Raw genomic sequence first — 15381 nt, 5'->3', positions numbered from 1 at the left:
CGGACCTTCACGGTCGAGCGAGCAGGGCGATGGCCCGGTGGGGACCAGGGGCGTGTCCGAACTCTCCCATTCGCGAGTTCCGACACGAGGAAGGTGCACCAGTGAGCGGACACCAGGCACCAATGGCCGGTGAGGACCACACGACCTCGTTCCGGAACGTGCTCGGAACGTTCGCGACGGGCATCGCGATCGTGACCGCGACACACCCGACCGCCGGTCCGGTGGGACTGACAGCCAACTCCTTCAGCTCGGTCTCGCTGACCCCGCCCCTCATCCTGTTCTGCGCGGCCCACACCTCCAGCACCTGGCCCTCGATCCGGGCGGCGGGCCGGTTCTGCGTCAACGTCCTCGCCGAGCACCAGGAGGAACTGTCCCGGCAGTTCACCGCCCGAGGCGAGGACCGTTTCCGGGGCGTTGACTGGCGGCCCGCACCGTCGGGGGCACCGATCCTTCCCGGTACGGCAGCCTGGCTCGACTGCCGTATCGAGACTCTTCACGAGGCCGGTGACCACACCATCGTCGTCGGCAGGGTTGATCAGCTCGCGCTGGAGGACGCCGAGGCCGCCCCGCTCCTGTACTACCGCAGCAGATACGCCCGCCTGATGGCCTGATGGCCTGTCGAGCGGACTTCGGCCCGCCCGATGCGACCACGCATATCGAGGATGGACGGGGACAACGCAGATGTACCTCAACRTCGTACCCGCAGATGATCCTGTCGTCCGGCTCGACGAGCCCGACGACTTCACCGAGCTCAAGGTGGTGGTGCACGGCGAACTGGACTGGGCAGCACTGGCCGGCCACCTCAACCCGCTCGCATACGTTGTTCCACCACATGTGTGGATTCACGTCGTCGCGCTGCCCGGCCTGGCTGGACGTGAGAACGATGACGAGTGGCGACAGGGCCTGCAGCGAATGCTCCAGTACGCCACGCGCCGTGGGTGGGTGAGCGAGGATCAGTCGTCTGTCCGGGCCCATTTCGAATGGGTCGGGAACACTGCGGATCCAGGCGGCCAACCGGACTGAGGGAGTGCGCATGGCACGAAACGTTCCTGCGGTGGAGCGTGCCCTCGACGTTCTGGAGCTGCTGGCAGCCAGGCCGGGCGAGGCGTTGAGCCTGTCGGAGATCGCCCGACGGCTGAACCTGAACAAGGCCAGCGGCCACGCGATCGTCACCCTCCTCAGCGATCGGGGCTACCTGATCCGCGACCACGAGAAGAGCTACTCCCTCGGGCCATCGCTCCTGCCGTTGGCCACCACGTACCTGGATGAGCACGATGCCCTGCCCCATGCACGTGCCGAGATGAACAAGTTGAGCCGCGAGCTGGAACTCGACTGCGTGGCCAGCACCGTTGTCGGCGACGAGATCGTGGTTCTGGCGCGGGTCAACTCACCGGCCTCCGTGGGGGTGCACGTGCGCGCAGGGAGCCGGTTCCCGCTAGTCCCGCCCGTCGGCACGGTGTTCGTGGCGTGGGCCGGGCAGGAAGGCATCCGGCGCTGGCTGGCCGCCGTCGTCCCGTCGGCGAGCGGCCCGGACCAGGCCCGATACACGGACGCCCTCGCCCGCGTGCGGGAACGCGGATATGCGGTGGGCGGTGGGCGACGACGTAACGATGACACCGGCGCCGTAACTCCGCCGGCCGTCGAGGACAGTCTTCTCGCCGAGCTGGAGGATGCCCAGCGGGTTCCGATCATACACATAGCAGCACCGGTCATCGATCCGCAGGGCACCGTTCGACTGGCGCTGACACTCGTCGGTTTCCCCGAACAGATCCAGGCGATTGACATCCCTCGCCTCGGGCGCCGCCTTCTCGCCGTGACCACGGCGGTATCCCGGGCTACCTGGGGAACCTCTGAGACTCCCGCGTGGGCGGTCTGAGCCGCGCGACAACCGAGAGGACTGTGCAGATGACAGATGGAGTCCGCCCGCAGGATGAGAAAGAGCAGCCGCGCCAGTTCTTCTTCGACGTGAGAGAACTTCCGAGCCGTACGAACGCCGACTTACTCGGTGACTCCGAAGAAGCCCAGAAATTTTACGAGATTTTTGGTCGGGAGCTCGTCACGAAGACCATCCTCCAGTCGCCACGGCTGTGTGTTTACCACGAGACGGCCGCGCCGGGGGAGCAGGTGAAGCCCCACCGCCACGGAACCCACCAGCTGAACTACGTCCTGAACGGAGAACTGATCTTCGGCCGGCGGCGGGTGGGCGCTGGTATGGGCTTCTTCACCCCCGATCTGCTCTACACATGGCGGGCCGGCGACGACGGCGCCGAATGGATCGAAATCCATGCCGGACAGCCCGGTGTCTTCCTCGAACAGCGACAGGCGTGACATCCGAACCGGCCACGCACCATCACAGGAAGAGGATGACGATGTCAGAGCTGTTCGACGGTAAGGTCGCGCTCATCACCGGCGCCGGCTCCGGTATGGGCCTGGCCGTCACGATCCGGCTGGCCCGCGGGGGTGCCTCGGTGCTCGCGCTGGACATCGACGAGGGCCGGCTGGCCGAGACCAAGGTCCAGGCCACCGGAACGGTGACCGTCCGCCAGGCGGACATCGCCGACCCGGTGGCCTGCGCACAGGCGGTGGCCGCCTGCGTCGAGGAGTTCGGCCGCCTGGACATCCTCGGTAACATCGCCGGAATCTATCTGGCCGACCACACCCCGAGAATGGCGGTGGACCAGTACCGGAGGGTGATGGGCGTGAACCTCGACGCCTGCTTCTTCCTCGCCCAGGCCGCGATCCCGCACCTGCTCAGGACCGGCGGCACCATCATCAACATTGCCTCGAACGCAGGGCTGCAGGGCGTGCCGTACTCGGCGGCCTACAGCATGAGCAAGGGTGGCGTCATCCAGCTCACCCGCTCCCTGGCCGCCGAGTTCCTCAAGACCCCGCTGCGGGTGAACGCCATCGCGCCCGCCGGCACAAGAACCAACATCGCGGCGTCGAATCCATTTCCGCCCGACATGGACCCCGACCTCGCGCGCCGCATGGGCGGAATGCGTGGTCTGGCAGAACCCGAGGAGATCGCAGCCCTGTTCTGTTTCCTTGCATCGAGCGAGGCCCGCTCCATCACCGGTGCCGTCTACACCCTTGACAACGGCCTCACCGCCACCTGACACCCGGCACCTGTGGCCACAGGTGGCCCTCGAGGTCGGATGGACAAACAGCTGCGATTCCCGGGTCAGCGAGGAGAAGACATGCAACTGGGATTTTCTATGCCGCATCTGGTTCGCCTGAAGGCCACATCCCAGCCCTGGGAGGCTCAGGTAACGGGCGCGGACCAGACGCGTCTCGCCAGGTGGGCCGAGAAGCTCGGGTACGCCATGATAAGCGTGCCCGAACACCACATCATCCCGAAGGCCCATGTCGAGCTCTCGGGGCCGCACTACTTAGGTGCATACCCGGCCATGGGATATCTGGCCGGGGCCACAGAAAAGATCCGGGTAAACTCGTGCATCGCGATCCTGCCGTTACAGCATCCCGCCGTCACGGCCAAGGCTCTCGCGAGTATCGACTGGCTGTCGGGCGGCCGCGTCTCCGTGACGTTCGGCGTGGGCTGGCTGGAGGAGGAGTTCAGGATTCTGGGTGTTCCCTTCCACGAACGTGGGGCCATGAGTGAGGAGTACATCCAGGCCATCATCGAGCTCTGGACCAAGGAGGAGCCGGAGTTCGAAGGAAAGTACGTGTCATTCCGCGAGGTGGCGTTCGAACCCAAGCCGGTCCAGAAGCCGCATCCGCCTGTGTGGTTCGGTGGCGACGCTGATGCTGTGCTGAGGCGAACCGCCCGCTACGCATCGGGATGGTGGCCGTTCCTCACCAGGCCCGAGGACATCCCGGCGAAGATCGAGTACATCAGGTCGCAGCCCGACTACAGTGGCAGGCTCGCCGAGGTTTTCTACGGCTTCGCGACCTCGCGGGTCGGCGACGGTCATGTCGTGCAGAATGATCCGCGCGCCAGGGCGGGTATGACCAAACAGGAGATCATCGACCGGCTGTGCTGGTTCAAGGAGCTGGGCGTGACGATGAGCTCGGTGCCGATCCCCGCCGTCAACCACCTTGAGGACTACTTCGACTACACCCAGTGGGTGGCGGAAGAGATCATGCCCGCGATCGCGTAGGGACACGGAGGCTCAGGGCGGAGGCGCCGTGCTGCGGCGCAGGACCAGCTCCGGTGAGATGACCGCGGGGATCCGGCTGGTCGTTCCCGCCTCGACCTGCTCCAGGAGCGAGCGCAGACTCTGGCGGYCAACCTCGGCGAAGTCCTGGCGGATCGTGGTCAGCGGAGGTGAGAAGTACTCGGCTTCGGGGATGTCGTCGAAGCCGACGACACTCACGTCCTCGGGTACCCGCCGGCCGCCTTCGCGCAGGGCGCGCAGGACACCGAGGGCCATCTGGTCGTTGGCGACGAACACGGCGGTCAGGTCGGGTTCGCGGGCGAGCCGGCAGCCGGCGGTGAAGCCGGCGCGGGCGGTCCAGTCGCCGGCCAGCGGTGGGTGGACGACCGCGCCGGCTGTCTCGAGCGCAGCGTGCCAGCCGGCGATCCGGCCGGCGCCTTCGTACCAGTCGGCCGGTCCGGCCACGTGCCGGACGGTCGGGTGGCCGGCGGCGAGCAGGTGTTCGGTGGCAGTGCGGGCGCCGTGCGCCTGGTCCACCGAGACGGTGGCGATGCCGCCGTCGGGACGTCCCTCGACGGCGACGAGCGGCAGGCGGGCCGCGACCGCGCTCAGCGCGTCGGTCGCGTCGAGCAGTGGCGCGATCGCCACTACCCCGTCGATGCCGCCGGCAAGCAGGCGCCCGAGGGCCTGGCGGACGGCGGCCGGCTCGAGGGAGTGGAGGCTGACCACCGTGACCTGGTAGTCGGCCTCCCGTGCCGCCTGCTCGACGGCGTACAGCGTCGACGTCGGCCCGTACAGCGTGCCGGCCACCGCCAGGACACCGAGGGTGCGCGAGCGGCCGGTGGCGAGCGCGCGGGCCGCCGGGTTCGGCCGGTAGCCCAGCTCGCGCAGGCCCGCCAGCACTCGCTCCCGGGTCCGCGGCCGGACACCGGGGTGGTTGTTCACGACCCGGGACACGGTCTGGTGGGAGACGCCGACGAGGCGGGCCACGTCAGTCAGGGCCGGCGGCCGGCCGGGCGCGGGTTGCGTCCCCTCCGGCGCTGACTCGCCGCCCCGGTCCGGTCCGGGTCCGTCCAACTCGTTCCACCTTCGTCGCTTCTGGCAGGTATCTCCTCGTGCCGGCTGGCCCGCGGGTCGGTGCGCTCGCGAACCTCGCCGCGACCGTCCTGTCGCTCCGTTATAGCCGGCCTGTCCTGCGCGCCTGTCGGGCGTCGGTGCCAGGTGCGTAGCGTCGCCGAGCTTGACCGGCGAAATGTTAGCGCTAACATTTGCTTCCACGGCCGTTGTCGCCCGCCGGGCGGCCACGCGCCGGCACCGGATGTCGTCGGTCCGCCGGCCAGCCTGGCCCTGCACAGAACGGGAGGCGTGGGTGCAACAGACGCGTGATTTCCTCCGCTCGATCGGGCTTCCGGGCGCCGATCCGTCCGACCTCCCGTCCAGCGGGAAGCGGTTCCCGGACGGCGCCCAGTACCGGGTGGAGATCCCGAGCGTGGAAGGGCCCGAGGCGATGGCGGCGGTGCTCGCCGAGGCGGACCGCCGGGGCGTCGCCGTCCACCGGGTCTCGCAGGGCAGCGGCGGGCTGCTGCTGACCGCCGGGGAGCTGGCGGCGATGGCTGCCTCGGGGGCGGCCGCGGGAGTCGAGGTCAGCCTGTTCGCCCGGCCGCTGGCCGGGTGGGGCACCGGGGCCGCCGCCCTGGCCCCCGGCAGCGCGGGCCTGGCCGCGCAGGCGCGCGGAACCGAACAGCTCGTGCACGTGCTGGAGGACATCCGCCGGACCTCCGAGGCCGGGATCCGCAGCGTTCTGGTCACCGACATCGGGGTGCTGTCGGTCGCGAGCCGGATGCGGACGGCCGGCGCGCTGCCGCCGGACCTGTCCTTCAAGGTGAGCGTGCAGATGGGCGGCGCCAACCCCGCGTCCATCCGGCTGGCCGAGCAGTTCGGAGCCGACACCTACAACGTGCCGACCGACCTGTCGCTGGCCCAGCTCGCCGCGGTCCGGGCGGCCGTGGACATTCCCATCGACCTCTACGTCGAGGCGCCCGACGACCTCGGTGGCTTCGTGCGCCACTTCGAGATCGCCGAGATCGTCCGGGTCGCCGCGCCGGTGTACCTGAAGTTCGGGCTGCGCAACGCGCCGAACATCTATCCCAGTGGCACCCACCTGACCGCCACCGCCGTGGCCCTGGGCCTGGAGCGGGTCCGGCGGGCCGAGATCGGCCTGGAGCTGCTGCGCCGCTACTACCCGGACGCCGTCGGGTCAGGGCAGCGGCCGGCCGGGCTCGCCGTCCCGGTGCCACCCGGTGATGCGGCGGTCCCACCGGTCGCCGCCGCCGCTGCTGCCACTGCCGCCGCCGAAGGGTCGCTGTCATGAAGATCGCGGATGTACGGACGCACGTGTACGGGACCCCGTGGCGCGACCTGACCTACGTCCAGGTCTTCACCGACGACGGGCTGGTCGGTGTGGGCGAGACCCGCATGCTCGGCCACACCCAGGCGCTGCTGGGCTACCTGGCCGAGGCGACCCGCAACCATGTGCTCGGTTCGGACCCGTTCGACATCGAGTCACTGGTGGACCGGATGAAGCGCGGCGACTACGGCCGGGCCGGTGAGATCGTCATGTCCGGCATCGCCTGCGTGGAGATGGCCTGCTGGGACATCGTGGGCAAGGCGCTGGGCCAGCCGGTGTGGCGGCTGCTCGGCGGCAAGGTCCGCGATCGGATCAAGGCCTACGCCAACGGCTGGTACACGGTCGAACGCACGCCCGAGGAGTTCCACGCCGCCGCGCGGGTGGTCGTCGACCGGGGCTACCGGGCGCTCAAGCTCGACCCGTTCGGCGCCGGCCGGTGGGAGCTGGACCGCGCCGAACGCCGCCACTCCATCTCCCTGGTCGAGGCGGTGCGCGACGCCGTCGGGCCGGATGTGGRGATCCTCGTGGAGATGCACGGGCGGTTCGCGCCTCACGAGGCCATCCGGATCGCCGGCTCGCTGGCCGAGTTCGAGCCGGGCTGGGTGGAGGAACCGGTACCACCGGAGAATCTCAGGGCGCTGGCCAAGGCCGCCGCCGGGATCAGCGCCCCGGTGGCGACCGGGGAACGCATCCACGACCGCACCGAGTACCGGGAGCTGTTCGACCTCGGCGCGGCCGACATCATCCAGCCCGACATCGGCCACCTCGGCGGCATCAGCGAGACCCGCAAGCTCGCCGCGACCGCGGAGACCCACTTCACGCTGGTCGCCCCGCACAACGTCGGCGGCCCGGTCCTCACCGCCGCCAACCTGCACCTGGCCGCCTGCACCCCCAACTTCATGATCCAGGAACACTTCAACGACTTCGCCGACGAGGAGGTCAAGCTGGCGGCCCCGGGCCTGCCGCCGGTGGTCGACGGCTACTTCGCCCTGCCGACCGAGCCCGGGCTCGGCGTCACGCTGGACGTCGACGTCGTGGCCGCGCACCCCTCCCGCGGTGCCCACTTCGACCTGTACGCCGACGGCTGGGAGCTGCGTGGCTCCCGTCCGGCGCGTCACGGCTGACCGTGGCCGGTCGCGCGGTGTGGATCGACGCACCGGGGCAGCTGGTGGTACGTCCGGCGGAACCGGTCGCCCCCGGCCCGGGTGAGGTGCTGGTCCGGGTGGCCCGGGCCGGCATCTGCGGCTCCGACCGCGAGGTGCTGCGCGGCACCCGGCCCGCCGGATTCGTGCGGTACCCGGTCGTCCCGGGGCACGAATGGTCCGGGACGGTGGCGGCGGTCGGCCCGGCGGGGAACGCGGCGCTCGTGGGCCAGCCGGTGGTCGCCGAAGGCTTCCGGTCCTGCCGGGTCTGCGCCGCCTGCCGGCGCGGGGACACCAACCTGTGCACCGCCCCTTACGACGAGACCGGCTTCACCTGCCCCGGCGCCTGGTCCGACCACCTGGTCGTGCCGGCCCACCTCCTGCACGTCCTGCCGCCCGGCGCCGACCTGCGCGCGGCCGCCGGCCTCGAGCCGGCGGCATGCGCCGCGGCCCTGTGCCTGCACGCCGCCGCCGTGCCGGGTGAGCGGGTCGCGGTGGTCGGCGCGGGCACGCTCGGCCTGCTGGCCGCACAGCTGCTGGCGGCGGGCGGTCCGGGCGAGCTCGTCGCGGTGGATCCCCGCGCTGGCCGCGCCGAGCTCGCCGCCCGGTGCGGCGCCACGACGTTGCTGACGCCGGAGGAGGCCGCCGGTGACCGGTGGGCGCGGCGGTTCGACGTGGTGGTCGAGGCCGCCGGCGCGCCCGGCAGCGCGGCGCTGGCCTGCGGGCTGGCCCGCCGCGGCGGGCGGGTGGTGCTCGCCGGTCTCGCCGCCGACGGCGACCATCCGCTGCGCGCCCTCGACCTCGTGCTCCCGCAGCTCACCGTGCACACCGCCTTCGGGGCACCGTCGCGGGCCTGGACCCACGCAGTACGCGCCTTCGCCGCCGGCCACCTCGACCCGGCGGCACTGATCACCCACGAGCTGCCCCTCGACGACGTGGCCGAGGCGTTCCGCCTCCTCGCCGACGACGCCGGCAACGCCGTCAAGATCCTGCTGCGGCCGTGAAGGTCATCCCGCGGCACACGACCTGCCGCGACACCGCCTCGTGAACGGAAGGAAGGCTGTGGACACCGTCACGACCGACATCGAAGGGCTGCTCGCCACCGCCGCGACGGCGGCCCACCCGTTCGGCACGCTCGCGCCGGCCGTACGCGCGTCGATGCTGCGCGCGGTGGCCGCCGCCCTGGACACCGCGGCCGACGACCTGGTCCCGGTCGCGATGCGCGAGACCCGGTTGCCCGAAGCGCGCCTGCGCAGTGAACTGATCCGCACGACGTTCCAGCTCCGACTGTTCGCCGACCTCCTCGACGACGGCGGGTACCTTGAGGCGACGATCGACCTGCCCGACCCGGCCTGGCCCACGGGGCCGCGCCCCGACCTGCGCCGGATGCTGATCCCGCTCGGGCCGGTGCTCGTCTTCGCGGCCTCGAACTTTCCCTTCGCGTTCAGCGTCGCCGGTGGGGACACCGCCGCGGCGCTCGCCGCCGGCTGCCCGGTGCTGCTCAAGGCCCACCCCGGCCACCCGGAGCTCTCCCGTCGCACCGCCACCGTTGTCGTGGACGCGCTGGCCGCCGCCGGCGCGCCCGCGGGGACCTTCGCCCTGATCGAAGGTGACGAGCCGGCGCGGGCCGCGCTCGTCGACCCGCGCGTGCGGGCCGGTGCCTTCACCGGCTCGGAGCACGCCGGCCGGCTCCTGTTCGACCTCGCCGCCGCCCGCGACGAGCCGATCCCGTTCTACGCCGAGATGGGCAGCGTCAACCCGGTCTTCGTGACCGAGGCCGCCGCCGCCCGGCGCGGCCCGGAGATCTGGGCCGGCTACGTCGACTCGTACACCCTGGGGACCGGCCAGTTCTGCACGAAGCCGGGCCTTCTGTTCGCCCCGGCCGGCTTCGCCGAGAAGGACCTCGTCCGGCTGGTGTCCGCGCGGCCGGCCACCTCGCTGCTGGGGGAGCGGATCGAGGCCGGCTACCGGGACACCCTCGGCGGGCTCACGGGTCATCCCGCGGTGCGGGTGCTGGTTGCCGGGGACGGGACGACGCCCGGAGCGGCGACCGCCGGAGCGGACGGGGCCACGCCGGACGGGGCCACGCCGGACGGAGCGACGCCGGATGGAGCGACGCCTGGCGGGGTCACGCCGACGCTGCTGGCCACCAGCATCGCCGACTGGCTGCGCGACCCGGACGCGCTGGCGGTCGAATGCTTCGGCCCGACGTCGCTGCTCGTCACCTACGCCGACCCGGTCGACCTGCTCGCGGCGGCCCGGGCCCTCGGCGGGCAGCTCACCGCCACCGTGCACGGTGAGGACACCGACGACGGCCTCGCCGCCGACCTGTTCGCCGAGCTGCGGGAACGAGCCGGGCGGGTGCTGTGGAACGGATGGCCGACCGGCGTGTCGGTCAGCCCGGCCATGACCCACGGCGGCCCCTACCCGGCGACCACGTCGCTGCACACCTCGGTCGGGACGACGTCGATCTCCCGCTTCCTGCGACCTGTCACCTACCAGTCGCTGCCCGCGCGCCTGCTGCCCGAGCCGCTGCGCGACGACAATCCGTGGGGGATCCCCCAGCGCGGCCGCGGCGTCTGACCGGTGGCCACCGACCGCCCTGAGCAGATCACCGACCCGGTCGCCTTCCACGGCGAAGGCCCGGTGTGGAGCCCGGACTGGGGTGGGCTGCGCTGCGTCGACCTGCTGGCCGGTGACGTCCTCGCCGTCGACACGGCGACCGGCGCGGTTCGCCGCGACCATGTCGGTGCCGTGGCGGCGGCCCTGCGACCGCGGGCAGCGGGTGGAGCGGTGCTCGCCCTGGAACGGGGCTTCGCGCTCATCGACCCCGCCGGCCCGGACGACCCGTCCGGGCTGACCGCCGGTAGTCGCCGGTATCTCGGCGATCGGTGGGGCGCCGACGCGGGGATCCGGATGAACGACGGTGGCTGTGACCCGGACGGCCACTTCTACTGCGGGTCCATGGCCTACGCCGAGACGGCCGGGGCGGGCTCCCTCTACCGGCTCGCACCCGACGGCACTGTCAGCGTCGTGCTGACCGGTGTCACCGTCTCCAACGGGCTGGCCTGGAGCCCTGATGGCGCGCGGGCCTACTACGTCGACTCCCCGACGTCACGGGTGGACGTCTTCGACTACGACTCGGAGCGGGGCCTGAGCAGCCGGCGGACCCTGGTCACCATCCCCGACGGCGCGGGTGCGCCGGACGGGCTCACCGTCGACGCCGACGGCTATCTGTGGGTGGCACTGTGGGGCGGCGGCGCGGTCCACCGCTACTCACCCGCCGGCCGCCTCGACGGGATCGTCCCCATCCCGGCGCCCCGCGTGACGGCCTGCACCTTCGGCGGCGACCGCCTCGACACGCTCTACGTCACCACTYCCCAGGTCGGCACCGACCTCACCCGGCATCCGGCCGCGGGCGCGGTGTTCGCCTTCGCCCCGGGGGTGCCCGGCCGGCCGGTGCAGCCGTTCACGGGTTAGATCCGGTGGCGGGCGGTTACGTGGCCGGCCCGGGCGGCGGAAGACTGTCCGGTTCCGTTAGCCTGGTGTTGCTTCGCACACCGTTCTCACACTCGTAACGCGCGCCCGGCGAGGTGCCTGTGCCACTGCCCCAGCGGAACGTTCCCGGCGAGGATCGGCTGACGTGGCTGAGTGACCAGCTCCGGGTCCAGGGAGCGGTCACGATCACCGCCGCGGCCGCGGAGCTCAACGTCAGCGAGATGACGATCCGGCGGGACCTGGTCCAGCTGGAGGAACGCGGGGTGGCCCGCCGGGTGCGCGGCGGGGCGCGGTCCGTCGGCCCGCGCAGCTTCGCCCAGCGCCGGGATCGGATGGCGGGGGCGAAGGGGCGCATCGCGGCGAAGCTCGCCGGTCTCGTCCCTGACGGGGGCGCGGTGGCGTTCGACGCGTCCTCGACGGTCATGCGGCTCGCCGGAACGCTGACCAGCGCGGACGATCTGCTTGTCGTCACGAACGGGCCCGACACGTTCGGTGTGTTGCGCGACAGGCCGGGGATCTCGGTCCTGCTGACGGGCGGACGGCTCGATCCCCGGACCGGCAGTCTGGTCGGCCCGCTGGCAAGCCGGGCGGCGGCGGACATCACCGTGCGGCGGCTGTTCGCCTCGGCGGCGGCCCTCGACGAACGGGCGGGGCCGCTGGAGGAGACCCCGGAGGAGGCCGACGTGAAGCGCGCGCTGGCCGTCGGCGCCGAGCAGGTCGTCCTGGCCGTCGACTCCTCGAAGCTCGGCACGCGGGCCGTCGCGCGCTGGCTCGACTGGGAGCGCGTCGACTGGCTGGTGACCGAACTCGACCCGCAGGACGACCGGTTGGCGCCGTACCGGCGGGTGACGCGGATCCGGTGACGCCGCCGCGCCGGCCGGCGTGCGGCTGAGTGTCCCTCCTTCTCGGTTCACGAACGCCCTCGGTTCACGATTGCCGGCCTTGCGAGATTGTGTGACAATTTACAAGATCTCACAGAGGCCGGAGGGGTTGGCGGCCGGAAGGGCTGGCAGCGATGCGGGCATTCAGCCAGACGACAGAGGACCTCGCTCGGCAGGAGATCGAGCTGCCCTCGTGGGCGTTCGGGAACTCCGGGACGCGGTTCAAGGTGTTCACGCAGCGTGGCATCCCGCGTGATCCGTTCGAGAAGATCGCGGACGCCGCGCAGGTGCACCGCCTGACCGGGCTGGCGCCGTCGGTCGCGTTGCACATCCCCTGGGACCTCGTCGACGACTTCGACAAGCTGGGGGAACACGCGCGGGACAACGGGGTCCGGCTCGGCACGATCAACACGAACACGTTCCAGGACGACGACTACATGTTCGGCAGCCTCTGTCACGTCGACCAGCGCGTCCGGGCGAAGGCGATCAGCCACGTCCTCGGCTGCGTCGACATCATGGATGCCACGGGCAGCCGCGATCTGAAGATCTGGCTGCCCGACGGGCTGAACTACCCCGGCCAGGCCGACCTGCGCGACCGCCAGGAACGGCTCGCCGACGCGCTGGGCCAGATCTACGCCCGGCTGGCGGCACACCAGCGGCTCGTGCTCGAGTACAAGCTGTTCGAGCCGGCCTTCTACGCGACCGACGTCCCCGACTGGGGCACCGCCTACGTCCACTGCCTGGCGCTCGGCGAGCGCGCCGTGGTGTGCCTGGACACCGGCCACCACGCCCCGCACACCAACATCGAGTTCATCGTGATGCAGCTGCTCCGGCTGGGGCGGCTGGGGGCGTTCGACTTCAACTCCCGCTTCTACGCCGACGACGACCTGATCGTCGGCGCCGCCGACCCCTTCCAACTGTTCCGGATCATGACCGAGGTCGTCCGGGGCGGTGGCTGCGACGAGAGCAGCGAGGTGACCTTCATGCTCGACCAGTGTCACAACATCGAGGCGAAGATCCCGGGCCAGATCCGGTCCGTGCTCAACGTGCAGGAGATGACGGCCCGCGCGCTGCTCGTCGACCGGGCGGCGCTCGCCGAGGCGGAGCGGGCCGGGGACGTGCTGGCCGCGAACGCCGTCCTCATGGACGCCTTCTACACGGACGTGCGCGCGGATCTCGCCGCCTGGCGTGAGTCGCGCGGGCTGCCCGCCGACCCCCTCGCGGCGTTCCGCGCGAGCGGGTACGCGGAGCGCGTCGCGGCCGAGCGGGTCGGCGGCACCCAGGCAGGATGGGGCGCGTGAGCGGGAACCGGACCGTCGCCGAGCTCCTCGCCCGGTCGAACCGGCTCGGAGCCGACCCGCGCAACACCAACTACGCGGGCGGGAACACCTCTGCCAAGGGCGTCGAGACCGATCCGGTCACCGGCCGCGACGTCGAGCTGATGTGGGTCAAGGGGTCGGGCGGCGATCTCGGCACGTTGACCGAGCCCGGTCTCGCCGTGCTCCGGACGGACCGGCTGCGCGCGCTCGTGGGCGTCTACCCCGGCGAGGACCGCGAGGACGAGATGGTCGCCGCCTTCGACTTCTGCCTGCACGGCCGGGGCGGCGCCGCGCCCTCGATCGACACCGCCATGCACGGGCTTGTCGAGGCCGCGCACGTCGACCACCTGCACCCGGACAGCGGCATCGCCCTCGCGACCGCCGCCGACGGCGAACAGCTCACCAAGGACGTCTTCGGCACGAAGGTCATGTGGGTGCCGTGGCGGCGACCGGGATTCCAGCTCGGCCTCGACATCGCGGCCGTACAGCGTGACAACCCCGGCGCCGTCGGCTGCATCCTCGGCGGGCACGGCATCACCGCGTGGGGCGACACCAGCGAGGAAGCCGAACGCAACTCCACCTGGATCATCGAGCGGGCGCGGCTCCACCTCGAGCGGCACGGGCGTCCGCGGCCCTTCGGGGCCGAGGTCGACGAGCGGCGCGCGCTGCCGGCCGCGCAACGGCGCGCGAAAGCGGCCGCGCTCGCCCCCCATCTGCGCGCGGTGGCGTCGCGCGACCGCCGCATGGTCGGCCACTTCATCGACAGCGACGTCGTCCTGGAGTTCGTGGCGAGCGAGAAGCTGTTCGCGCTGGCACGGCTCGGGACGTCCTGCCCCGACCACTTCCTGCGGACGAAGGTCCGCCCGCTGGTGCTCGACCTGCCGGCCTCGGCGTCACCGCAGGAGTGCGTCGGTCGACTCGCGGAGCTGCACGAGGCCTACCGAGACGACTACCGCGCCTACTACGAGCGCCACGCGACCGCCGACTCGCCGCCGATGCGCGGGGCCGACCCGGCGATCATCCTCGTGCCGGGCGTGGGCATGTTCTCCTACGGCAGGGACAAGCAGACGGCGCGCGTGGCCGGCGAGTTCTACGTCAACGCGATCAACGTGATGCGCGGTGCCGAGGCGGTCTCGTCCTACGCCCCGATCCCGGAGAGCGAGAAGTTCCGGATCGAGTACTGGGCGTTGGAGGAGGCGAAGCTGCGCCGCCTGCCGCAGCCGAAGCGGCACGCGGGCCGGGTCGCGCTGGTCACCGGCGCGGCCAGCGGCATCGGGCGGGCCACCGCGGCGCGGCTCGCCGCCGACGGCGCCTGCGTGGTCGTCGCCGACCTCGACGCGGGCAGGGCCGTGTCGGCGGCGGGTGATCTCGGCGGCGCCGACGTCGCTGTCGGCGTCGGTGCGGACGTGACGAAGGAGGGCGAGGTCGAGGCCGCCGTCGAGGCGACGCTTCTCGCGTTCGGCGGGATCGACCTCGTCGTCAACAACGCCGGCCTGTCCATCTCGAAGCCGCTGCTCGAGACCACCGAGCGGGACTGGGACCTGCAGCACGACGTCATGGCGAAGGGGAGCTTCCTTGTCGCCCGGGCCGCGGCGCGAGCCATGATCGCCCAACGGCTCGGCGGTGACATCGTCTACATCGTGTCCAAGAACGCGTTGTTCGCCGGGCCGAACAACGTCGCCTACGGCGCCGCGAAGGCCGACCAGGCGCATCAGGTCAGGCTGCTGGCCGCCGAACTCGGCGAGCACGGGATCCGGGTCAACGGCGTCAACCCGGACGGCGTCGTGCGCGGCAGCGGCATCTTCGCCGGCGGGTGGGGAGCCCAGCGCGCGGCGGTCTACGGCATCCCCGAGGAGGAGCTCGGCGCCTTCTACGCCCGGCGGACCCTGCTCGGGCGGGAGGTGCTGCCCGAGCACGTGGCCAACGCGGTCGCCGCCGTGTGCTCGGGCGAGCTCAGCCACACGACCGGCCTGCTCGTCCCCGTCGACGCCGGCGTCGCGGCCGCGTTCCTGCGCTGAC

At 71.7% G+C, this 15381-nt stretch carries 15 protein-coding genes; 14 read left to right on the top strand and 1 reads right to left on the bottom strand.

Going from position 1 to position 15381, the window contains the following annotated elements; translation table 11 throughout:
* Window positions 1-101: 101 nt before the first annotated feature.
* From CC117_RS26085 to CC117_RS26060, 6 genes are all read left to right on the top strand, one after another.
* On the top strand, window positions 102-611 hold the full coding sequence (locus tag CC117_RS26085) for a flavin reductase family protein (RefSeq protein WP_071088679.1): 510 nt from the start codon (window positions 102-104) through the stop codon (window positions 609-611).
* 70 nt (window positions 612-681) lie between these two features.
* Window positions 682-1023, top strand: a complete 342-nt coding sequence (locus tag CC117_RS26080; protein WP_071088672.1) for a hypothetical protein — start codon at window positions 682-684, stop codon at window positions 1021-1023.
* A gap of 10 nt (window positions 1024-1033) precedes the next feature.
* Window positions 1034-1876, top strand: coding sequence for an IclR family transcriptional regulator (locus tag CC117_RS26075; protein WP_071088670.1), 843 nt, complete (start codon window positions 1034-1036; stop codon window positions 1874-1876).
* Window positions 1877-1905: 29 nt separating this feature from the next.
* Window positions 1906-2328 carry a cupin domain-containing protein gene (locus tag CC117_RS26070; protein WP_071088668.1) on the top strand — a complete coding sequence of 141 codons (423 nt, stop codon included), beginning with the start codon at window positions 1906-1908 and terminating at the stop codon, window positions 2326-2328.
* Window positions 2329-2369: 41 nt separating this feature from the next.
* Window positions 2370-3116: an SDR family NAD(P)-dependent oxidoreductase gene (locus CC117_RS26065; protein WP_071088697.1), complete on the top strand. Its 747-nt coding sequence runs from the start codon at window positions 2370-2372 to the stop codon at window positions 3114-3116.
* A gap of 81 nt (window positions 3117-3197) precedes the next feature.
* Window positions 3198-4118, top strand: a complete 921-nt coding sequence (locus CC117_RS26060) for a TIGR03619 family F420-dependent LLM class oxidoreductase (protein ID WP_071088666.1) — start codon at window positions 3198-3200, stop codon at window positions 4116-4118.
* A gap of 12 nt (window positions 4119-4130) precedes the next feature.
* Here CC117_RS26060 and CC117_RS26055 read toward each other — a convergent pair whose 3' ends face one another.
* Window positions 4131-5192, bottom strand: a complete 1062-nt coding sequence (locus tag CC117_RS26055) for a LacI family DNA-binding transcriptional regulator (RefSeq protein WP_241830431.1) — start codon at window positions 5190-5192, stop codon at window positions 4131-4133.
* Between the two features lie 292 nt (window positions 5193-5484).
* Here CC117_RS26055 and CC117_RS26050 point away from each other — a divergent pair, with 292 nt between their 5' ends.
* From CC117_RS26050 to CC117_RS26015, 8 genes are all read left to right on the top strand, one after another.
* Window positions 5485-6486 carry a U32 family peptidase gene (locus CC117_RS26050; RefSeq protein WP_071088664.1) on the top strand — a complete coding sequence of 334 codons (1002 nt, stop codon included), beginning with the start codon at window positions 5485-5487 and terminating at the stop codon, window positions 6484-6486.
* Window positions 6483-7646 carry a mandelate racemase/muconate lactonizing enzyme family protein gene (locus tag CC117_RS26045; protein ID WP_071088662.1) on the top strand — a complete coding sequence of 388 codons (1164 nt, stop codon included), beginning with the start codon at window positions 6483-6485 and terminating at the stop codon, window positions 7644-7646. The genes CC117_RS26050 and CC117_RS26045 overlap by 4 nt, the downstream gene beginning before the upstream one ends.
* A 2-nt stretch (window positions 7647-7648) precedes the next feature.
* A complete protein-coding gene (locus CC117_RS26040) occupies window positions 7649-8668 on the top strand; it encodes a zinc-dependent alcohol dehydrogenase (protein ID WP_084132811.1) in 1020 nt (339 codons plus the stop codon).
* Window positions 8669-8726: 58 nt separating this feature from the next.
* Window positions 8727-10247 (top strand): aldehyde dehydrogenase (NADP(+)), encoded by a 1521-nt coding sequence (locus CC117_RS26035; RefSeq protein ID WP_071088660.1) that lies wholly within the window; start codon window positions 8727-8729, stop codon window positions 10245-10247.
* A gap of 3 nt (window positions 10248-10250) precedes the next feature.
* Complete coding sequence (locus CC117_RS26030) at window positions 10251-11144, top strand: SMP-30/gluconolactonase/LRE family protein (RefSeq protein ID WP_071088658.1); 894 nt, start codon at window positions 10251-10253, stop codon at window positions 11142-11144.
* Between the two features lie 119 nt (window positions 11145-11263).
* A complete protein-coding gene (locus CC117_RS26025; RefSeq protein ID WP_241830430.1) occupies window positions 11264-12025 on the top strand; it encodes a DeoR/GlpR family DNA-binding transcription regulator in 762 nt (253 codons plus the stop codon).
* A gap of 152 nt (window positions 12026-12177) precedes the next feature.
* A complete protein-coding gene (rhaI, locus tag CC117_RS26020; RefSeq protein ID WP_071088656.1) occupies window positions 12178-13344 on the top strand; it encodes an L-rhamnose isomerase in 1167 nt (388 codons plus the stop codon).
* A complete protein-coding gene (locus CC117_RS26015; protein ID WP_071088654.1) occupies window positions 13332-15380 on the top strand; it encodes a bifunctional rhamnulose-1-phosphate aldolase/short-chain dehydrogenase in 2049 nt (682 codons plus the stop codon). The genes rhaI and CC117_RS26015 overlap by 13 nt, the downstream gene beginning before the upstream one ends.
* Window position 15381: the final 1 nt, after the last annotated feature.

Source organism: Parafrankia colletiae (assembly GCF_001854655.1).
Classification (GTDB): Bacteria; Actinomycetota; Actinomycetes; order Frankiales; family Frankiaceae; genus Parafrankia; species Parafrankia colletiae.
This window is presented reverse-complemented; position numbering and strand designations above follow the sequence as displayed.